30 protein-coding genes are annotated in these 16,811 nt (G+C 66.5%); all 30 read right to left on the bottom strand.

What is annotated here, in order from left to right:
• Nucleotides 1-100: 100 nt before the first annotated feature.
• Nucleotides 101-1,123 (bottom strand): DNA-directed RNA polymerase subunit alpha, encoded by a 1,023-nt coding sequence (locus tag AB2U05_RS19620; RefSeq protein ID WP_030055844.1) that lies wholly within the window; start codon nucleotides 1,121-1,123, stop codon nucleotides 101-103.
• A gap of 145 nt (nucleotides 1,124-1,268) precedes the next feature.
• A complete protein-coding gene (rpsK, locus tag AB2U05_RS19615; RefSeq protein WP_030232513.1) occupies nucleotides 1,269-1,676 on the bottom strand; it encodes a 30S ribosomal protein S11 in 408 nt (135 codons plus the stop codon).
• A gap of 72 nt (nucleotides 1,677-1,748) precedes the next feature.
• Nucleotides 1,749-2,129: a 30S ribosomal protein S13 gene (gene rpsM / locus AB2U05_RS19610; protein ID WP_030259703.1), complete on the bottom strand. Its 381-nt coding sequence runs from the start codon at nucleotides 2,127-2,129 to the stop codon at nucleotides 1,749-1,751.
• A gap of 176 nt (nucleotides 2,130-2,305) precedes the next feature.
• Nucleotides 2,306-2,419 carry a 50S ribosomal protein L36 gene (rpmJ, locus tag AB2U05_RS19605; protein WP_003956441.1) on the bottom strand — a complete coding sequence of 38 codons (114 nt, stop codon included), beginning with the start codon at nucleotides 2,417-2,419 and terminating at the stop codon, nucleotides 2,306-2,308.
• 56 nt (nucleotides 2,420-2,475) lie between these two features.
• Complete coding sequence (infA, locus tag AB2U05_RS19600) at nucleotides 2,476-2,697, bottom strand: translation initiation factor IF-1 (protein ID WP_003956442.1); 222 nt, start codon at nucleotides 2,695-2,697, stop codon at nucleotides 2,476-2,478.
• Nucleotides 2,698-2,891: 194 nt separating this feature from the next.
• Nucleotides 2,892-3,317: a large conductance mechanosensitive channel protein MscL gene (gene mscL, locus AB2U05_RS19595; protein WP_045693037.1), complete on the bottom strand. Its 426-nt coding sequence runs from the start codon at nucleotides 3,315-3,317 to the stop codon at nucleotides 2,892-2,894.
• 131 nt (nucleotides 3,318-3,448) lie between these two features.
• On the bottom strand, nucleotides 3,449-4,288 hold the full coding sequence (gene map, locus AB2U05_RS19590; RefSeq protein WP_045693038.1) for a type I methionyl aminopeptidase: 840 nt from the start codon (nucleotides 4,286-4,288) through the stop codon (nucleotides 3,449-3,451).
• Nucleotides 4,289-4,404: 116 nt separating this feature from the next.
• Nucleotides 4,405-5,058 carry an adenylate kinase gene (locus tag AB2U05_RS19585; protein ID WP_045693039.1) on the bottom strand — a complete coding sequence of 218 codons (654 nt, stop codon included), beginning with the start codon at nucleotides 5,056-5,058 and terminating at the stop codon, nucleotides 4,405-4,407.
• Entirely contained in the window at nucleotides 5,058-6,368 is a 1,311-nt protein-coding gene (gene secY / locus AB2U05_RS19580) for a preprotein translocase subunit SecY (RefSeq protein ID WP_045693040.1), read from the bottom strand. Before secY ends, AB2U05_RS19585 begins: the two co-directional genes overlap by 1 nt.
• A gap of 337 nt (nucleotides 6,369-6,705) precedes the next feature.
• Entirely contained in the window at nucleotides 6,706-7,161 is a 456-nt protein-coding gene (gene rplO / locus AB2U05_RS19575) for a 50S ribosomal protein L15 (RefSeq protein ID WP_094742972.1), read from the bottom strand.
• Complete coding sequence (gene rpmD / locus AB2U05_RS19570) at nucleotides 7,161-7,343, bottom strand: 50S ribosomal protein L30 (protein WP_030055835.1); 183 nt, start codon at nucleotides 7,341-7,343, stop codon at nucleotides 7,161-7,163. Before rpmD ends, rplO begins: the two co-directional genes overlap by 1 nt.
• A complete protein-coding gene (gene rpsE / locus AB2U05_RS19565) occupies nucleotides 7,343-7,963 on the bottom strand; it encodes a 30S ribosomal protein S5 (RefSeq protein WP_045693041.1) in 621 nt (206 codons plus the stop codon). Before rpsE ends, rpmD begins: the two co-directional genes overlap by 1 nt.
• A gap of 48 nt (nucleotides 7,964-8,011) precedes the next feature.
• Complete coding sequence (rplR, locus tag AB2U05_RS19560; protein ID WP_030280785.1) at nucleotides 8,012-8,395, bottom strand: 50S ribosomal protein L18; 384 nt, start codon at nucleotides 8,393-8,395, stop codon at nucleotides 8,012-8,014.
• Between the two features lie 3 nt (nucleotides 8,396-8,398).
• Nucleotides 8,399-8,938, bottom strand: coding sequence for a 50S ribosomal protein L6 (rplF, locus tag AB2U05_RS19555; protein ID WP_045693042.1), 540 nt, complete (start codon nucleotides 8,936-8,938; stop codon nucleotides 8,399-8,401).
• Between the two features lie 22 nt (nucleotides 8,939-8,960).
• Entirely contained in the window at nucleotides 8,961-9,365 is a 405-nt protein-coding gene (gene rpsH / locus AB2U05_RS19550; protein WP_045693043.1) for a 30S ribosomal protein S8, read from the bottom strand.
• A gap of 272 nt (nucleotides 9,366-9,637) precedes the next feature.
• Entirely contained in the window at nucleotides 9,638-9,823 is a 186-nt protein-coding gene (locus AB2U05_RS19545; protein ID WP_030055830.1) for a type Z 30S ribosomal protein S14, read from the bottom strand.
• A 4-nt stretch (nucleotides 9,824-9,827) separates the two neighbouring features.
• Nucleotides 9,828-10,397, bottom strand: coding sequence for a 50S ribosomal protein L5 (rplE, locus tag AB2U05_RS19540; protein WP_030280779.1), 570 nt, complete (start codon nucleotides 10,395-10,397; stop codon nucleotides 9,828-9,830).
• Nucleotides 10,397-10,708 (bottom strand): 50S ribosomal protein L24, encoded by a 312-nt coding sequence (gene rplX, locus AB2U05_RS19535; RefSeq protein WP_030263484.1) that lies wholly within the window; start codon nucleotides 10,706-10,708, stop codon nucleotides 10,397-10,399. The genes rplE and rplX overlap by 1 nt, the downstream gene beginning before the upstream one ends.
• Nucleotides 10,709-10,723: 15 nt before the next feature.
• Entirely contained in the window at nucleotides 10,724-11,095 is a 372-nt protein-coding gene (gene rplN, locus AB2U05_RS19530; RefSeq protein WP_030232481.1) for a 50S ribosomal protein L14, read from the bottom strand.
• Between the two features lie 102 nt (nucleotides 11,096-11,197).
• Nucleotides 11,198-11,470 (bottom strand): 30S ribosomal protein S17, encoded by a 273-nt coding sequence (gene rpsQ, locus AB2U05_RS19525; RefSeq protein WP_014136278.1) that lies wholly within the window; start codon nucleotides 11,468-11,470, stop codon nucleotides 11,198-11,200.
• The gene (rpmC, locus tag AB2U05_RS19520; protein ID WP_031063040.1) at nucleotides 11,470-11,694 is read right to left on the bottom strand and encodes a 50S ribosomal protein L29; all 225 of its coding nucleotides are present in this window, start codon (nucleotides 11,692-11,694) and stop codon (nucleotides 11,470-11,472) included. The genes rpsQ and rpmC overlap by 1 nt, the downstream gene beginning before the upstream one ends.
• Complete coding sequence (gene rplP, locus AB2U05_RS19515; protein ID WP_045693044.1) at nucleotides 11,694-12,113, bottom strand: 50S ribosomal protein L16; 420 nt, start codon at nucleotides 12,111-12,113, stop codon at nucleotides 11,694-11,696. Before rplP ends, rpmC begins: the two co-directional genes overlap by 1 nt.
• A 5-nt stretch (nucleotides 12,114-12,118) precedes the next feature.
• Nucleotides 12,119-12,943 carry a 30S ribosomal protein S3 gene (gene rpsC / locus AB2U05_RS19510; RefSeq protein ID WP_045693045.1) on the bottom strand — a complete coding sequence of 275 codons (825 nt, stop codon included), beginning with the start codon at nucleotides 12,941-12,943 and terminating at the stop codon, nucleotides 12,119-12,121.
• Nucleotides 12,943-13,290 (bottom strand): 50S ribosomal protein L22, encoded by a 348-nt coding sequence (gene rplV / locus AB2U05_RS19505; RefSeq protein ID WP_030280773.1) that lies wholly within the window; start codon nucleotides 13,288-13,290, stop codon nucleotides 12,943-12,945. The genes rpsC and rplV overlap by 1 nt, the downstream gene beginning before the upstream one ends.
• Nucleotides 13,291-13,374: 84 nt before the next feature.
• Nucleotides 13,375-13,656, bottom strand: coding sequence for a 30S ribosomal protein S19 (rpsS, locus tag AB2U05_RS19500; RefSeq protein WP_030280772.1), 282 nt, complete (start codon nucleotides 13,654-13,656; stop codon nucleotides 13,375-13,377).
• Nucleotides 13,657-13,667: 11 nt separating this feature from the next.
• Nucleotides 13,668-14,504, bottom strand: coding sequence for a 50S ribosomal protein L2 (gene rplB / locus AB2U05_RS19495; RefSeq protein WP_030232466.1), 837 nt, complete (start codon nucleotides 14,502-14,504; stop codon nucleotides 13,668-13,670).
• 46 nt (nucleotides 14,505-14,550) lie between these two features.
• A complete protein-coding gene (gene rplW, locus AB2U05_RS19490; protein ID WP_030280768.1) occupies nucleotides 14,551-14,868 on the bottom strand; it encodes a 50S ribosomal protein L23 in 318 nt (105 codons plus the stop codon).
• Nucleotides 14,868-15,545: a 50S ribosomal protein L4 gene (rplD, locus tag AB2U05_RS19485; RefSeq protein WP_045693046.1), complete on the bottom strand. Its 678-nt coding sequence runs from the start codon at nucleotides 15,543-15,545 to the stop codon at nucleotides 14,868-14,870. Before rplD ends, rplW begins: the two co-directional genes overlap by 1 nt.
• Before the next feature lie 5 nt (nucleotides 15,546-15,550).
• The gene (gene rplC / locus AB2U05_RS19480; RefSeq protein ID WP_031063055.1) at nucleotides 15,551-16,198 is read right to left on the bottom strand and encodes a 50S ribosomal protein L3; all 648 of its coding nucleotides are present in this window, start codon (nucleotides 16,196-16,198) and stop codon (nucleotides 15,551-15,553) included.
• A 14-nt stretch (nucleotides 16,199-16,212) separates the two neighbouring features.
• Nucleotides 16,213-16,521, bottom strand: coding sequence for a 30S ribosomal protein S10 (gene rpsJ, locus AB2U05_RS19475; protein WP_012785157.1), 309 nt, complete (start codon nucleotides 16,519-16,521; stop codon nucleotides 16,213-16,215).
• Nucleotides 16,522-16,811 lie beyond the last annotated feature (290 nt).

Genomic DNA, 16,811 nt, shown 5'->3' with positions numbered 1-16,811 from the left:
CCGTACCAGGTACCGCAACGGGCGTACGGGCACTGTGCCCGCACGACTTTCACGACAGCGGAGGCGGTTCCTTCCAGAACCGCCCCCGCGGTCAAGTCTCTCAGTACTGCTCGGTCTCCGCGTAACCCGCGTCGTCCAGGTCGTCGGCGCCGAAGGCGTCGGCGGCGGCGGTCGGGTCGAACCCGGGCGGGCTGTCCTTGAGGGCCAGGCCCATGCCGGCCAGCTTCGCCTTGACCTCGTCGATCGACTTCGCACCGAAGTTGCGGATGTCGAGCAGGTCGGCCTCGGAGCGGGCGACGAGCTCACCCACGGTGTGGATGCCCTCGCGCTTGAGGCAGTTGTAGGAGCGGACGGTGAGCTCCAGCTCCTCGATCGGCAGCGCCAGGTCGGCGGCCAGGGCGGCGTCCGTCGGGGACGGGCCCATGTCGATGCCCTCGGCGTCGATGTTCAGCTCGCGGGCGAGGCCGAACAGCTCCACCAGGGTCTTGCCGGCCGAGGCCATGGCGTCGCGCGGACGCATGGCGGGCTTGGTCTCGACGTCGACGATCAGCTTGTCGAAGTCGGTCCGCTGCTCGACACGGGTGGCCTCGACCTTGTAGGTGACCTTCAGCACGGGGCTGTAGATCGAGTCGACCGGGATGCGGCCGATCTCCTGGCCGGAGGCCTTGTTCTGGACGGCGGAGACGTAGCCGCGACCGCGCTCGACGGTCAGCTCCATCTCCAGCTTGCCCTTGCCGTTCAGCGTGGCGAGGACCAGCTCCGGGTTGTGCACCTCGACACCCGCCGGCGGGGCGATGTCGGCGGCGGTCACGACGCCCGGGCCCTGCTTGCGCAGGTACATCACGACCGGCTCGTCGTGCTCCGAGGAGACGACCAGCTGCTTGATGTTGAGGATGAGGTCGGTCACGTCCTCCTTGACGCCCGGCACGGTGGTGAACTCGTGCAGGACGCCGTCGATGCGGATGCTGGTGACAGCGGCACCCGGGATCGACGACAGGAGCGTGCGGCGCAGGGAGTTGCCGAGGGTGTAGCCGAAGCCCGGCTCCAGCGGCTCGATCACGAACCGCGAGCGGAACTCGTCGACGACCTCTTCGGTCAGCGACGGACGCTGAGCGATAAGCATGGGGGTGAATCCTCCAGTTGTCTTCGGCACCCACTATTTGATGCCGACAGGACCAAGCGTACGGGCTCCCGCAAGAAACGGGAGCCCGTACGAGGTTTACAGCAGAACCCAGCGTGCCCGGGTCGTCCCCGAAGGGACGATCGGGTCAGACGCGGCGGCGCTTCGGCGGACGGCAGCCGTTGTGCGGGGTGGGGGTGACGTCCTGGATCGAGCCGACCTCCAGGCCGGTGGCCTGGAGCGAACGGATCGCGGTCTCGCGGCCGGAGCCCGGACCCTTCACGAAGACGTCAACCTTGCGCATGCCGTGCTCCTGCGCGCGACGGGCAGCGGCCTCGGCGGCCATCTGCGCGGCGAACGGGGTGGACTTGCGCGAGCCCTTGAAGCCGACGTGGCCGGCAGAGGCCCAGGAGATCACGTTGCCCGCGGGGTCGGTGATCGAAACGATGGTGTTGTTGAACGTGCTCTTGATGTGCGCGTGGCCGTGAGCGACGTTCTTCTTTTCCTTGCGGCGGATCTTCTTCGCGCCGGCAGCCTGACGACCCTTGGGGGGCATAAGTCTGTTCTCCTACTGAGGTGGTCGGTCCGCTGACCCGCGGGCCGGAGGGATGTCCGGTTACGGGACGGACTACTTCTTGCCCGGCTTCTTCTTGCCGGCGATCGCGCGACGCGGGCCCTTGCGGGTACGCGCGTTGGTGTGGGTGCGCTGGCCGCGGACCGGCAGGCCACGGCGGTGACGCAGACCCTCGTAGCAGCCGATCTCGACCTTGCGGCGGATGTCGGCGGCCACCTCACGGCGGAGGTCACCCTCGACCGTGTAGTTGGCGTCGATGTACTGGCTCAGCTTGACCAGGTCTTCCTCGGTGATGTCGCGAACGCGGACATCCGGGTTGACGCCGGTCTCGGCGAGGGTCTGCTGGGCGCGGGTACGGCCGATGCCGTACACGTAGGTGAGGGCGATCTCGATCCGCTTCTCACGGGGGAGATCAACGCCGGCGAGGCGTGCCATTCATGGCTCCTGTGGTTCTTCAGAGGTCTGGCGTGCCGCCTACTCCGTCATCTCTCGATGAGGGAGCCCCGGCCTCTGACCGGGGGTGGCAGTCCGGCCCCGTGGGGACGGATCGGGCAGCCCGCGTATGACGTTTTCGCGTCGCGCGAAGTACTACGAGAAATGCTGGGGAGAGATCAGCCCTGGCGCTGCTTGTGGCGCAGGTTGTCGCAGATCACCATGACCCGGCCGTGGCGGCGGATCACCTTGCACTTGTCGCAGATCTTCTTGACGCTCGGCTTGACCTTCATGTTCAGGTTCTCCGGGTCTAGATCTGACGCCACCGCCGCGAGGCGATGATGTGACTTTACTTGTAGCGGTAGACGATCCGGCCGCGCGTGAGGTCGTAGGGGCTGAGCTCCACGACGACCCGGTCGTCCGGCAGGATGCGGATGTAGTGCATGCGCATCTTGCCGCTGATGTGCGCGAGGACCTTGTGACCGTTCTGCAGCTCGACCTTGAACATCGCGTTCGGAAGAGACTCGATCACGGTGCCCTCGATCTCAATGGCGCCTTGCTTCTTAGCCATGAACTGCGAGATCCACCTTCCGGGACCGGCTACCGTATGCGGAACGCTCGTGCGAACCTGGATTCACCCCAGCCCCGAAGGGAAGAGGGCGTGCCGAAGCACGCTACGAGTGAGCCGACGGTCCATCCTACGTCAGCGATTCGGGTGGACCAAAACCGGGGCCCCGGAAGGCGACCACCGTCACACCCGGACGGTCAGTACGCGGTGGGGGCGACCAGGGGCTCGACGTGGGCGGTGCAGGCCGAGCAGCGGCGGGCGGCCTCGGGGATCTCGGTCAGGCACTCGGGGCAGGGGCGCATCGGGGTCTTGGGCTTCTTCGGCAGGTAGCGCGCGGTGGCCTTGCCGATCGGCAGCACGATGCAGAAGTACAGCACCGCCGCGGTCATCACGAACGCGATCAGCACGTTCAGGAACTGGCCGTACGGGAACTTCACCCCGGCGATCGTCGCCGTGTACGAGCTGAAGTCGCCGGCCGCGCCGACCACCACACCGACCAGCGGGGTGAGGAAGGCGGACACGAAGCCGGTCACCACCGCGGTGAACGCGGCACCGATGACGACACCGACCGCCATGTCGACGACGTTGCCGCGCATCATGAAGTCGCGGAATCCCTTGAGCACGTGCTCTCTCCTGAACGCTCGGAAGCTCGAACTGCCTCTGCCAGCCGTTAAAAATAGGACAAAAGCCCTGGAGGTCCAAACCTCCAGGGCTCTGATCCCTTGTCAGGCGCGGCAGTTGGCCGCCTCCGCCACTACGCGAGCGGGTCCGGAGCGGCGGTGATCCCCAGCTTGGCCAGCTCGGCCTTGCCGCCGTCGAAGGCGGTCAGCACCAGCGGGCCCTGCTCGGTGACGGCCACCGAGTGCTCCCAGTGCGAGGCCCAGGTGCCGTCGTTGGTGACGACCGTCCAGTCGTCCTCCAGCACGGTGGTGTGCGGGGTGCCCAGCGAGACCATCGGCTCGATCGCCAGCACCGTGCCGGGGACCAGCTTCGGGCCCTTGCCGCGGCCGCGCTCGACGTAGTTCAGCACGTGCGGCTCCATGTGCATCGCGGTGCCGATGCCGTGGCCGCCGTAGCCCTCGGTGATGCCCCACTTGCCCTTGGGCGGCAGCGGCTGGCGGCGGATGAAGCCCTCGATCGCCTTCGAGACGTCGACCAGGCGGTTGTTCTTCTTCATCTGGGCGATGCCGGCCCACATCGAGCCCTCGGTGACCCGGCTCAGCATCTCGACCTCGGGACGGACCTCGCCGACCGCCACGGTGATCGCCGAGTCGCCGTGCCAGCCGTCCAGGATGGCGCCGCAGTCGATCGAGATCAGGTCGCCCTCCTGCAGCACCCGGTCGCCCGGGATGCCGTGCACGACCTCGTTGTTCACCGAGGCGCAGATCACGCCCGGGAACCACAGGCCGCCGTGGTGGGCGCGGAAGTTCGAGGTGGCGCCGTGGTCGGTGATCACCTTGTCCGCGATGTCGTTGAGCTCCTGGGTGGTCACCCCGGGAGCGACCGCCTCGCGGCAGGCCTTCAGCGCCTCGGCGACGACCAGGCCGGCCGCTCGCATCTTGGCGATCTGCTCGGGGGTCTTGATCTCCACCATCAGGTCACGCCTTCCAAGTCCGGATTACCACTGCCTACCACCGTACGACGCCGAAAACGGCCGGGCCGCCCGCTCCACGGGCGACCCGGCCGTACGTGCGTACTCGCTGAGGAACCTCAGCCGTTCTGCTTCAGCGCCTCGATCGCGCGCTGGGTGACCTCGTCCACCTTGCCGAGGGCGGAGATCGTCGCCACCAGGTCCTGCTGGACGTAGTAGTCGATGATCGGCTCGGTCTCCGTGTGGTAGACCTCCAGCCGGGTGCGCACCTTGTCCTCGGTGTCGTCCGAGCGCTGGTACAGCTCGCCGCCGCACTCGTCGCAGACGCCCTCGACCTTCGGCGGGTTGTAGTCCACGTGGAAGACGTGGCCGCCGTCGTTGCGGCACAGCCGGCGGCCGGCGATCCGGCGGACGACCTCGTCCTCGGGGACCTCCAGGTCCAGCACGCCGTCGAGCTTGATGCCCTGCTCGGCGAGGAACTCGTCCAGCGCCTTGGCCTGGCCCAGGTTGCGGGGGAAGCCGTCGAGCAGGAAGCCGTTGGCGGCGTCCGGCTGGAGCATGCGGTCCTTGGCCATCCCGATGGTGACCTCGTCCGGAACCAGGCGACCCGCGTCCATGTAGCTCTTGGCCTCGAGCCCCAGCGGGGTGCCCTGACCGATGTTGGCGCGGAACAGGTCTCCGGTCGAGATGTGGGGAATGGACAGGGTCTTGGCGAGCAGGTGCGCCTGAGTACCCTTCCCGGCCCCGGGAGGACCAACGAGGACGATACGCATCAGCGGAGGAACCCTTCGTAATTGCGCTGCTGGAGCTGGCTCTCGATCTGCTTCACAGTTTCGAGTCCGACGCCGACGATGATGAGCACGCTGGTACCGCCGAACGGGAAGCTGGACTGCTGTCCGAAGGCGACCAGGGCGATCATCGGAATCAACGCGATCAGGCCCAGGTAGAGGGAACCCGGCCACGTGATTCGGGTCAGCACGTAGTTCAGGTACTCGGCCGTCGGGCGGCCGGCCCGGATGCCCGGGATGAACCCACCATACTTCTTCATATTGTCGGCAACTTCTTCGGGGTTGAAGGAGATGGCGACGTAGAAGAAGGCGAAGAAGACGATCAGCAGGAAGTAGGTGGCCATGTAGATCGGGTGGTCACCCTTGACGAAGTGCCGGTTGATCCACACCGCCCAACCCGCCTGGCTGTTGGTCAGCTGGACCACCAGGGCCGGGATGTACAGCAGCGACGAGGCGAAGATGACCGGGATGACACCGGCCTGGTTCACCTTGAGCGGGATGTACGTCGAGGTCCCGCCGAAGGACCGGCGGCCGATCATGCGCTTCGCGTACTGCACCGGGATCCGGCGCTGGGCCTGCTCGACGAAGATGACCAGCATCACAACGATGATGCCGACCGCGATCACGGACAGGAACTCGACCCAGCCGCCGCCGATGGTGCCCGACTGCTTGATGTTCCACAGCTGCGACGGGAACTGCGCGGCGATCGAGGTGAAGATCAGCAGCGACATGCCGTTGCCGATGCCGCGGTCGGTGATCAGCTCACCGAGCCACATGATCACGGTGGTGCCGGCGGTCATGGTGATGACCATGACGGCGATCCGGAACACGCCGGTGTCCGGAACGATCTCGTTGGCCACCGGGCAGCCCGAGAACAGCGCGCCGCTGGAGGCCGTCGCGACGATGCCGGTGCCCTGGAGCACGGCGAGCGCGATGGTCAGGTAGCGGGTGTACTGGGTGATCTTCGCCTGGCCGGCCTGACCCTCCTTCTTCAGCATCTCCAGTCGCGGGATCACGACCGTGAGGAGCTGGAGGATGATGCTCGCCGTGATGTACGGCATGATGCCGAGCGCGAAGATCGTCAGCTGCAGCAGCGCGCCACCGCTGAAGAGGTTGACCAGCCCGAACAGGCCGTTCCTCTTGCTGTCGCTCACACAGACGTTGACCGCCTGGAAGTTGACTCCCGGGATCGGGATGTGCGAGCCCAGCCGGAACAGCACCATGATGCCCAGCGTGAACAGCAGCTTCTTGCGCAGGTCGGGCGTCTGGAACGCCCGCGCGAACGCACTGAGCACGGTGCCTCCTGCGCCTCCCGCGCGTCGTCGGCGGGAGGGTCGGTCCTGATTGGGGGAGTTTGCGGTTCGGGCTCCCGTACAGACGGCACAGGCGAGCCTACGCGCAGCCTACAAGGGAACTCCACGGACTCTAACAGTGCGCGGCCACTCCGAAGAAGCGTGAGCCGCGACTCCCCCACTCACGGGGTACGGGATGCCCGGGTTTGCCACACAAAAGAACGAGGGTCGGCACCGGCTGATTTCGGCCCCGCGGTGAAAGCCCGGGTAAAAGCACGAGCCCCGCACCTCCCGGAGGAGGTGCGGGGCTCGAAGCCGGTGGTCGGCGGGGTCAGGGAGCTCAGACGAGCTCGGTGACCGTACCGCCGGCGGCCTTGATCTTCTCGGCGGCGGAGCCGGAGACGGCGTCCACCGTCACCTGCAGCGCGACCGAGACCTCGCCGGTGCCGAGCACCTTGACGAGGGAGTTCTTGCGAACCGCGCCCTTGGCGACCAGGTCCTCGACCGTGACCTCGCCACCCTGCGGGTAGAGCTCGGCCAGCTTGTCCAGGTTCACGACCTGGAACGTGATCTTGAACGGGTTCTTGAAGCCCTTCAGCTTCGGCAGGCGCATGTGGAGCGGCATCTGGCCACCCTCGAAGCGCTGCGGAACCTGGTAGCGGGCCTTGGTGCCCTTGGTACCACGACCAGCGGTCTTACCCTTGGAACCCTCACCACGACCCACGCGGATCTTGTCGGTCTTGGCACCCGGGGCGGGACGCAGGTTGTGGATCTTGATCGGGTTGTCGCCCATGATCAGTCCACCTCCTCAACCGTCACCAGGTGACGGACCGTGTGGGCCATCCCGCGGATCTCGGGACGGTCCTCCTTCACCACGACGTCGTGCATGCGCTTGAGACCAAGCGAACGCAGGGTGTCACGGTGGTTCTGCTTGCTGCCGATGTACGACTTGGTCTGCGTGATCTTCAGGCGAGCCATCAGGCGCTCACCCCAGCAGCACGAGCCCGCAGCAGGGCGGCGGGAGCCACGTCCTCCAGCGGCAGGCCACGACGGGCGGCGATCTCCTCGGGGCGGACGAGGCCCTTCAGAGCCACCACGGTGGCGTGCACGATGTTGATCGCGTTGTCCGAGCCGAGCGACTTCGACAGGATGTCGTGGATGCCGGCGCACTCCAGGACGGCGCGCACCGGACCACCGGCGATAACACCGGTACCGGGGGCGGCGGGCTTCAGCAGCACGACGCCGGCGGCCTTCTCACCCTGGATGGGGTGCGGGATGGTGCCCTGGATACGGGGGACCTTGAAGAAGTTCTTCTTGGCCTCCTCGACACCCTTCGCGATGGCGGCCGGAACCTCCTTCGCCTTGCCGTAACCGACACCCACGGTGCCCTCGCCATCGCCCACCACGACGAGCGCGGTGAAGCTGAAGCGACGGCCACCCTTGACAACCTTGGCGACACGGTTGATCGCGACGACGCGCTCGACGTAAGCGGTCTTCTCGACGGCCTGGGCGTTGCCCTGACCGTCACGCTTACGGTCGCGCCGCTCGCCACCCGTGCCGCGACCGGCGCCGCCTTCGCGGCGCTGGGGTCCAGCCATTGGAATTACCTCTCTCGTTTACGTCCGTCGACAGAGTCGACGAGCGGCTTAGAAGTCGAGCCCGGCCTCGCGAGCCGCGTCCGCCAGGGCGGCGATGCGGCCGGCGTACCGGTTGCCCGCGCGGTCGAAGACGACCGACTCGATGCCGGCGGCCTTGGCGCGCTCGGCGACCAGGCTCCCGACCTTCTTGGCCAGCTCGGTCTTGTCGCCCTCGGCGCCCTTGATGGACACGTCGAGGGTGGACGCCGACGCCAGGGTGTGACCCTTCGCGTCGTCGATGACCTGGGCGACCATGTGACGGTTCGAGCGCGTCACGACGAGACGCGGACGCACCTCGGTGCCGACGACGCGCTTGCGAACGCGGATCGCGCGGCGCTTGCGAGCGGCGCTCTTGTAGGCGTTGCCCTTGCCGATCTTGACAGAGACACTCATCGCTTACTTACCACTCTTTCCGACCTTGCGGCGGATGACCTCGCCCGCGTACTTGACGCCCTTGGCCTTGTACGGGTCGGGCTTGCGCAGCTTGCGGATGTTCGCGGCGACCTCGCCGACCTTCTGCTTGTCGATGCCGTCCACGTGGAACTTGGTGGGGGACTCGACGACGAAGGAGATGCCCTCGGGCGCGGTGACCAGGATCGGGTGGCTGTAGCCAAGCGCGAACTCCATGTCGGAGCCCTTCGCGTTGACGCGGTAGCCGACACCGCTGATCTCCAGCGACTTGCGGTAGCCCGCGGTCACACCGGTGATCATGTTCGCCACCAGCGTGCGGGTCAGGCCGTGCAGGGCCTTCGAGCGACGCTCGTCGTTCGGGCGGGTGACGAGCACGGTGCCGTCCTCGCCCTTGCCGATCTCGATCGGCTCAGCGACGACGTGGGTGAGCGAGCCCTTGGGGCCCTTCACCGAGACCGTCTGGCCATCGATGGTGACGTCCACGCCAGCGGGGACCTGGATGGGCAGCCGTCCAATGCGCGACATTGCTGTACCTCCGTTTCCCGAATTACCAGACGTAGGCGAGAACTTCTCCGCCTACGCCCTTCTTGGCGGCCTGCTTGTCGGTCAGGAGGCCGGAGGACGTGGAGATGATCGCCACGCCCAGGCCGCCGAGAACCTTCGGCAGGTTGGTGGACTTTGCGTAAACACGCAGACCCGGCTTGCTGATGCGCTTGATGCCGGCGATGGAGCGCTCACGGTTGGGGCCGAACTTGAGCTCGATGGTCAGCGTCTTGCCGACCACCTCCTCCAGGTCCTCAACCTTGTAGGAGGAGATGTAACCCTCCTGCTGCAGGATCTCGGCGACGTGCGCCTTGATCTTGCTCGACGGCATCGCCACGGAGTCGTGGTACGCCGAGTTGGCGTTACGCAGACGCGTGAGCATGTCTGCGATGGGGTCGGTCATGGTCATGATGGCCTCAGGCCTCTCTCGCCGTGGTTTCTCCGCACCAGGTCCCCTCGCCGCACTCCGGAGAGTGCGGAAAGGGCACAAGCGCAGGGGACCTACGACGTAGTAAGACTGGGTGCGAGCCCTCCCCAAGAGGGCCACGGACATCCATGGGGAAGCCGTGGCAGGGGGCCCGACCCCACTACCTTACGGGAATCCGTACGGCAGGCCCAAAACGGGCCGATGTGGGATCGGGCACCTCTGCTTCGCTGGCTGTGCCTAGAGCGCTGGGTTGATTACCAGGAGCTCTTGGTCACGCCCGGCAGCTCGCCGCGGTGCGCCATCTCACGGAGGCAGACACGGCACAGGCCGAACTTGCGGTACACCGAGTGCGGACGGCCGCAGCGCTGGCACCGGGTGTAGGCCCGGACGCCGAACTTCGGCTTGCGCTCGGACTTCGCGATGAGGGACTTCTTCGCCATTGGCTCACGCCTCCTTGAACGGGAAGCCCAGAGCGCGCAGGAGCGCCCGGCCCTCGTCGTCGGTCTGAGCGGTGGTCACGACGGTGATGTCCATACCGCGCTGACGGTCGACCTTGTCCTGGTCGATCTCGTGGAACATAACCTGCTCGGTCAGACCGAAGGTGTAGTTGCCACGGCCGTCGAACTGCTTCGGGGAGAGGCCACGGAAGTCGCGGATACGCGGCAGAGCCAGCGACACCAGACGGTCCAGGAACTCCCACATGCGGTCACCACGGAGGGTGACGTGGGTGCCGATCGGCTGGCCCTCGCGCAGCTTGAACTGCGCGATGGACTTGCGAGCCTTGGTCACGGCCGGCTTCTGACCGGTGATCGCGGTCAGGTCGCGGATCGCGCCCTCGATCAGCTTGCTGTCACGGGCGGCCTCGCCGACACCCATGTTGACCACGACCTTGACCAGGCCGGGGATCAGCATGACGTTCTCGTACGAGAACTGCTCCTGCAGCTGGCCCTTGATCTCGGAGTTGTAACGCTCCTTGAGGCGGGGGGCCACCTTCTCAACAGTCGTCTCAGACATCAGATGTCCTCACCGGTCCGCTTGGCAACGCGGATCTTGTTGCCCTGGTCGTCGAAGCGGTAGCCGACGCGGGTGACGACCTTCTTGCCGTCCTTCTCCACGACCAGCTGGACGTTGGAGACGTGCACCGGGGCCTCGACGGTCACGATGCCACCCTGGGTACCCGGACCCGGCTTGGTGTGCTTCTTGACCCGGTTGACACCCTCGACCAGGACCTTGTTCTCAGCCGGCATGGCCTGGATGACCTTGCCCTGCTTGCCCTTGTCCTTGCCGGTGATGACCTGGACCAGGTCACCCTTCTTGATCTTCATGCTGTTCGCCATGGGTTAGAGCACCTCCGGCGCCAGCGAGATGATCTTCATGAACTTCTTGTCGCGCAGCTCGCGGCCCACCGGGCCGAAGATGCGGGTACCACGGGGGTCACCCTCGGTGTTCTTCAGCACGACAGCGGCGTTCTCGTCGAAGCGGATGTACGAGCCATCCGGACGACGACGCTCCTTGACGGTGCGGACGACGACGCACTTGACGACGTCACCCTTCTTGACCGAACCACCGGGGATCGCGTCCTTGACGGTCGCGACGATGACGTCCCCGATTCCGGCGTAGCGGCGACCGGAGCCACCGAGAACACGGATGCAAAGGATCTCCTTGGCACCAGTGTTGTCGGCAACACGCAGTCGCGACTCCTGCTGGATCACAGCTTTCTCCTGATCGTCAACGAGAGTCGACGGGCCGGCCGCTGCTCACACCGGCGTCCCGGGGGGACCCGCTGCACATACGGCCGTACCACATCGGCTTCGTTACTTGGCCTTCTCGAGGATCTCGACGACGCGCCAGCGCTTCGTCGCGGACAGCGGCCGGGTCTCCATCAGGAGGACACGGTCGCCGACACCGCACGCGTTCTGCTCGTCGTGCGCCTTCAGCTTGTTGGTACGGCGAATGACCTTGCCGTACAGCGCGTGCTTGACGCGGTCCTCGACGGCGACGACGACGGTCTTGTCCATCTTGTCGCTGACGACGAGACCCTCACGGGTCTTGCGGAAACCGCGCGTCTCGTTGGTGTTCTCAGTCATCAGGCGTTCTCCACCGTCTCGATGCCCAGCTCGCGCTCGCGCATCAGGGTGTAGATCCGCGCGATGTCCTTACGGACCAGCTTGAGCCGGCCGTGGTTGTCGAGCTGCCCGGTCGCCGCCTGGAAGCGGAGGTTGAACAGCTCCTCCTTGGCCTCGCGGAGCTTGGCAACGAGGGCCTCGTTGTCCAGCTGACGAAGCTCAGCAGCCTTGGTAGCGGCCGACATCAGCTTTCACCGTCCTCGCGCCGGACGATCCGGCACTTCATCGGAAGCTTGTGCGCGGCACGGGTGAGCGCCTCGCGCGCAGTCTTCTCGTTCGGGTACGACAGCTCGAACATGACCCGACCCGGGTGCACGTTCGCGATCCACCACTCCGGCGAACCCTTACCGGAACCCATGCGGGTCTCGGCCGGCTTCTTGGTGAGCGGGCGGTCCGGGTAGATGTTGATCCAGACCTTGCCGCCACGACGGATGTGACGGGTGATCGCGATACGAGCGGACTCGATCTGACGGTTCGTCACGTAGGCCGGGGTCACGGCCTGGATGCCGTACTGGCCGAACGCCAGCTCGGTGCCACCCTTCGAAGCGCCGCGGCGCTTCGGGTGGTGCTGCTTGCGGTGCTTGACCCTACGGGGGATCAGCATTGGGGTCAGGCCTCCGTTCCGGTGTTCTCGGCAGCCGGAGCCTCGACGGCAGCCGGGGCCTGAGCCTCGGCAGCGGCGGGACGACGGCCGCGGCCACCGCGCTCGCCACCACGGCGCTCGCCACCGCGGGCGGGACGACCACCCTCGGGACGGGCCGGGCGGTTGCCCGAGCGGGCAGCGGCGTTCTCAGCGCGGACCTCGGCGATGTTCTTGACGTCGCCCTTGTAGATCCAGACCTTCACGCCGATGCGGCCGAAGGTGGTCTTGGCCTCGAAGAAGCCGTAGTCGACGTTCGCGCGCAGGGTGTGCAGCGGCACACGGCCCTCGCGGTAGAACTCCGAACGGCTCATCTCGGCGCCGCCGAGACGACCGGAGCACTGGACCTTGATGCCCTTGGCGCCGGACTTCATGGTGCCCTGCATCGACTTGCGCATGGCACGACGGAAGGAGACGCGCGAGGACAGCTGCTCCGCGACGCCCTGAGCCACGAGCTGGGCGTCCAGCTCGGGGTTCTTGACCTCGAGGATGTTCAGCTGGACCTGCTTGCCGGTCAGCTTCTCCAGGTTGCCCCGGATCTTGTCGGCCTCCGCGCCGCGGCGGCCGATCACGATGCCCGGACGGGCGGTGTGGATGTCCACGCGGACGCGGTCACGGGTGCGCTCGATCTCAACCTTCGAGATGCCGGCGCGCTCCATGCCCTTCGTCATGAGACGACGGATCGCGACGTCTTCCTTGACGTAGTCCTTGTACAGCTTGTCGGCGTACCAGCGGGACTTGAAGTCCGTGCTGATGCCGAGGCGGAACCCGTGCGGGTTAACCTTCTGGCCCATTACCGGGTCCCTTCCTTGCTGCTGACGACCACGGTGATGTGGCTGGTCCGCTTGCGGATCCGGTAGGCGCGGCCCTGGGCACGCGGACGGAACCGCTTCAGGGTCGGGCCCTCGTCAACGTACGCCTCGGAGATGTAGAGGTCGTCCACGTTGGAGTGGTTGTAGTTGTGCGCGGCGTTGGCAATGGCGCTGTCGAGCACCTTGCCGACCGGCACGGTGGCGGCCTGCGGAGCGAAACGCAGGACGGCCTGGGCCTCCGTGGCATTCATGCCACGGATGAGGTCCACCACGCGGCGGGCCTTCATGGGCGTCACGCGGATGTACCGCGCCTGTGCCCTGGCTTCCATGGTTGTCCCCTTAATGGAGTAAGTCATTGAGTCGTTCTGGCGCTAAAGCTCAGTGCCTCTGCGGCGGAGCCGCAGAAGGGACACCTAGCGACGCTTCGACTTCCGGTCTTCCTTCACGTGGCCACGGAAGGTGCGGGTCGGAGCGAACTCGCCGAGCTTGTGGCCGACCATCGACTCGGTGACGAACACCGGGACGTGCTTGCGGCCATCGTGGACCGCGATCGTGTGACCGAGCATGCTCGGCGAGATCACGGAACGACGGGACCAGGTCTTGATGACGTTCTGAGTACCCGCCTCGTTCTGAGCGTCCACCTTCTTGATGAGGTGGCCGTCGATGAAGGGGCCCTTCTTGAGACTGCGCGGCATCTGACCTGCTCCTAGCGCTTCTTGTTGGTCTTGCGGCGGCGCACGATGAGCTTGTCCGACGCCTTGTTCGGGCGACGGGTACGGCCCTCGGGCTTACCCCACGGCGAGACCGGGTGGCGACCACCGGAGGTCTTACCCTCACCACCACCGTGCGGGTGGTCGATCGGGTTCATGGCGACACCACGCACGGTCGGGCGGACGCCCTTCCAGCGCATGCGGCCGGCCTTGCCCCAGTTGATGTTCGACTGCTCGGCGTTGCCGACCTCGCCGACGGTGGCGCGGCAGCGGGCGTCGACCAGGCGGATCTCACCGGAGGGCATGCGCAGGTGCGCCATCTTGCCCTCACGCGCCAGCAGCTGGATGCCGGAGCCGGCCGAGCGGGCCAGCTTGGCACCGCCGCCGGGACGCAGCTCCACCGCGTGGATGGTGGTACCGACCGGGATGTTGCGCAGCGGCAGGTTGTTGCCCGGCTTGATGTCGGCGCCAGCGCCGTTCTCGATCCGGTCACCCTGCGCGATGCCGCGCGGCGCGATGATGTAGCGCTTCTCGCCGTCCGCGTAGTGCAGGAGCGCGATGCGCGCGGTGCGGTTCGGGTCGTACTCGATGTGCGCGACCTTGGCCGGCACGCCGTCCTTGTCGTGACGACGGAAGTCGATCACGCGGTAGGCGCGCTTGTGACCGCCACCCTGGTGGCGAGCGGTGACACGACCGGCGTTGTTACGGCCGCCCTTGCTGTGCAGCGGGCGAACCAGCGACTTCTCCGGAGTGGACCGCGTGATTTCTACGAAGTCGGCCACGCTGGAGCCGCGACGGCCCGGCGTAGTCGGCTTGTACTTGCGGATGCCCATTTGGCTCTCTCGTCCTCGTCCTAATCGACGATCACGATCCCCTGATTCAGGAGACCGGACCACCGAAGATGTCGATGCGGTTGCCCTCGGCCAGCGTCACGATGGCGCGCTTGGTGTCCTTGCGCTTGCCAAAGCCCGTCTTGGAGCGCTTGCGCTTGCCCTGACGGTTGATCGTGTTGACAGCCTCGACCTTGACCGAGAAGACCGCCTCGACGGCCTGCTTGATCTGGGTCTTGTTGGCGCCCGGCGACACGATGAACGTGTACTTGTTCTCGTCGAGAAGGCTGTAGCTCTTCTCGGAGATGACCGGCTTCACCAGGACGTCACGGGGGTCCGTGAACGTCTTGCTCGTAACGTCGCTCATCAGGCGGCGCTCCCTTCGAGCTCGCCCTCAGCGGCAACGGCCTTGGCGGACGCGGCCGGACCGGCCACGAAACGCTCGAAGGCGGCCTGGGTGAAGACCACATCGTCGGAGACGAGCACGTCGTAGGTGTTCAGCTGACCGGCGTCCAGGATGTGCACGTTCGGCAGGTTGCGAGCGGACTTCAGGCCCAGCTCGTCCTCGCGCTCGACGACCAGGAGGACGTTCTTGCGCTCGGTGATCTTGCCGAACAGGCTCTTGGCGGCCTTGGTCGACGGCGCCTCGGTCGCGGTCACGTCGGTGATGACGTGAATGCGGTTGTGGCGGGCCCGGTCGGTGAGCGCACCGCGCAGGGCGGCGGCGATCATCTTCTTCGGGGTCCGCTGCGAGTAGTCACGCGGCACGGGACCGTGCACGACGCCACCGCCGGCGAACTGCGGTGCACGGGTCGAGCCCTGACGGGCGCGGCCGGTGCCCTTCTGGCGGTACGGCTTCTTGCCGCCACCGCGGACCTCGCCACGAGTCTTGGTCTTGTGGGTGCCCTGACGGGCCGCAGCGAGCTGCGCCACGACGACCTGGTGCATCAGCGGAACGCTGACCTTCGCGTCGAAGATCTCGGCCGGCAGCTCGATGCTGCCGGTCTTGTCGCCAGCCGGCGACAGGATGTCAATGGTGCTCATATCCTTCACAGCCCCTTCGCCGCGGTGCGGACGAGGACGAGGCCGCCGTTCGGGCCCGGGACGGCGCCCTTGATGAGCAGCAGACCCTTCTCCGCGTCGACCGCGTGCACGGTCAGGTTCTGGGTGGTCACACGCTCGTGGCCCATCCGACCGGCCATGCGCAGGCCCTTGAACACGCGGCCCGGGGTGGCGCAGCCACCGATGGAACCGGGCGAGCGGTGCTTGCGCTGGGTGCCGTGACCGGCGCCGAGACCCTTGAAGTTGTGACGCTTCATGACACCGGCGAAGCCCTTGCCCTTGGAGGTGCCGGTCACGTCGACCTTGACACCCGCCTCGAACAGCTCGGCGGTGATCTCCTGGCCCAGGGTGTACTCGGAGGCGTCCGAGGTACGGAGCTCGACCAGGTGGCGGCGCGGGGTGACACCGGCCTTGGCGAAGTGGCCCGCGAGGGGCTTGTTCACCTTGCGGGGGTCGATCTCGCCGAAGCCGATCTGGACGGCGTCGTAGCCGGCCGGGCTGTCGGCGGTGTGGACCTGGGTCACGACATTCGGCCCAGCCTTGACGACGGTCACCGGAACGACCCGGTTGTTCTCGTCCCAGACCTGGGTCATGCCGAGCTTCTCGCCCAGGATGCCCTTAATCTGCTTAGCCATCTTCGGTGCGCCTCTCAGAGCTTGATCTCGATGTCGACGCCCGCCGGCAGGTCGAGACGCATGAGCGAGTCAACCGTCTTCGGCGTGGGGTCGAGGATGTCGATCAGACGCTTGTGAGTACGCATCTCGAAGTGCTCGCGCGAGTCCTTGTACTTGTGCGGCGAGCGGATGACGCAGTACACGTTCTTCTCAGTGGGCAGCGGCACCGGGCCCGCGACCTGCGCACCAGTACGGATCACCGTCTCGACGATCTTCTTCGCCGAGGAGTCGATGACCTCGTGGTCGTAGGCCTTGAGCCGGATGCGGATCTTCTGTCCCGCCATGGCTACTCAGTAGTCCTTTGTCCTTAGTCACTTCACGACTCCCCCTCCGACCCCCGCGCTCGGGCGTGTCGCCTTCGCGCTTGCAAAAAACCGGCGAAGCACTTCGTCGGTTTCGAACTTTCGGGGAGGGGGGCGCCGGGCCGAGGCCCCGCACACGCTTCCCGGAAGATTCCCGTACGTCCGCCCCGCAGCTGCCGTGGCGTAGAACTCACGCTTGACGGCCATCACGGGAACGACGAGTACATGGGACTCGCTTCCGGTCCTCCCGGCGGGAGGCGCGCAGCATCGGC

It is taken from the genome of Streptomyces sp. Y1 (assembly GCF_041053115.1).
Classification (GTDB): Bacteria; Actinomycetota; Actinomycetes; order Streptomycetales; family Streptomycetaceae; genus Kitasatospora; species Kitasatospora rubellomurina.
The sequence above is the reverse complement of the archived record's forward strand: the minus strand, read 5'-3'. Positions and strand labels throughout refer to the sequence as shown.

Excerpts from the sequence above, each read along its gene's own strand:
- map (WP_045693038.1), bottom strand. The coding sequence starts at position 4,288 with ATGGTGGAGATCAAGACCCCCGAGCAGATCGCCAAGATGCGAGCGGCC.
- rplB (WP_030232466.1), bottom strand. The coding sequence starts at position 14,504 with ATGGGCATCCGCAAGTACAAGCCGACTACGCCGGGCCGTCGCGGCTCC.
- AB2U05_RS19620 (WP_030055844.1), bottom strand. The coding sequence starts at position 1,123 with ATGCTTATCGCTCAGCGTCCGTCGCTGACCGAAGAGGTCGTCGACGAG.
- infA (WP_003956442.1), bottom strand. The coding sequence starts at position 2,697 with ATGGCTAAGAAGCAAGGCGCCATTGAGATCGAGGGCACCGTGATCGAG.
- rplW (WP_030280768.1), bottom strand. The coding sequence starts at position 14,868 with ATGAGCGACGTTACGAGCAAGACGTTCACGGACCCCCGTGACGTCCTG.
- rpsM (WP_030259703.1), bottom strand. The coding sequence starts at position 2,129 with ATGGCACGCCTCGCCGGCGTTGATCTCCCCCGTGAGAAGCGGATCGAG.
- rpsJ (WP_012785157.1), bottom strand. The coding sequence starts at position 16,521 with ATGGCGGGACAGAAGATCCGCATCCGGCTCAAGGCCTACGACCACGAG.
- rplF (WP_045693042.1), bottom strand. The coding sequence starts at position 8,938 with ATGTCGCGCATTGGACGGCTGCCCATCCAGGTCCCCGCTGGCGTGGAC.
- rpsH (WP_045693043.1), bottom strand. The coding sequence starts at position 9,365 with ATGACCATGACCGACCCCATCGCAGACATGCTCACGCGTCTGCGTAAC.
- rpmD (WP_030055835.1), bottom strand. The coding sequence starts at position 7,343 with ATGGCTCGCCTGAAGATCACGCAGACCAAGTCGTACATCGGCAGCAAG.
- rpsS (WP_030280772.1), bottom strand. The coding sequence starts at position 13,656 with ATGCCGCGCAGTCTCAAGAAGGGCCCCTTCATCGACGGCCACCTCATC.
- AB2U05_RS19585 (WP_045693039.1), bottom strand. The coding sequence starts at position 5,058 with ATGCGTATCGTCCTCGTTGGTCCTCCCGGGGCCGGGAAGGGTACTCAG.
- rplD (WP_045693046.1), bottom strand. The coding sequence starts at position 15,545 with ATGAGCACCATTGACATCCTGTCGCCGGCTGGCGACAAGACCGGCAGC.
- rplC (WP_031063055.1), bottom strand. The coding sequence starts at position 16,198 with ATGGCTAAGCAGATTAAGGGCATCCTGGGCGAGAAGCTCGGCATGACC.
- rplP (WP_045693044.1), bottom strand. The coding sequence starts at position 12,113 with ATGCTGATCCCCCGTAGGGTCAAGCACCGCAAGCAGCACCACCCGAAG.
- rplR (WP_030280785.1), bottom strand. The coding sequence starts at position 8,395 with ATGAGTGTCTCTGTCAAGATCGGCAAGGGCAACGCCTACAAGAGCGCC.
- rpsC (WP_045693045.1), bottom strand. The coding sequence starts at position 12,943 with ATGGGCCAGAAGGTTAACCCGCACGGGTTCCGCCTCGGCATCAGCACG.
- rpmC (WP_031063040.1), bottom strand. The coding sequence starts at position 11,694 with ATGTCGGCCGCTACCAAGGCTGCTGAGCTTCGTCAGCTGGACAACGAG.
- rpmJ (WP_003956441.1), bottom strand. The coding sequence starts at position 2,419 with ATGAAGGTCAAGCCGAGCGTCAAGAAGATCTGCGACAAGTGCAAGGTG.
- AB2U05_RS19545 (WP_030055830.1), bottom strand. The coding sequence starts at position 9,823 with ATGGCGAAGAAGTCCCTCATCGCGAAGTCCGAGCGCAAGCCGAAGTTC.
- rpsQ (WP_014136278.1), bottom strand. The coding sequence starts at position 11,470 with ATGACTGAGAACACCAACGAGACGCGCGGTTTCCGCAAGACCCGTGAG.
- rplE (WP_030280779.1), bottom strand. The coding sequence starts at position 10,397 with ATGTCTGAGACGACTGTTGAGAAGGTGGCCCCCCGCCTCAAGGAGCGT.
- rpsE (WP_045693041.1), bottom strand. The coding sequence starts at position 7,963 with ATGGCTGGACCCCAGCGCCGCGAAGGCGGCGCCGGTCGCGGCACGGGT.
- rplX (WP_030263484.1), bottom strand. The coding sequence starts at position 10,708 with ATGAAGATCAAGAAGGGTGACCTGGTCCAGGTCATCACCGGCAAGGAC.
- rplV (WP_030280773.1), bottom strand. The coding sequence starts at position 13,290 with ATGGAAGCCAGGGCACAGGCGCGGTACATCCGCGTGACGCCCATGAAG.
- rpsK (WP_030232513.1), bottom strand. The coding sequence starts at position 1,676 with ATGCCCCCCAAGGGTCGTCAGGCTGCCGGCGCGAAGAAGATCCGCCGC.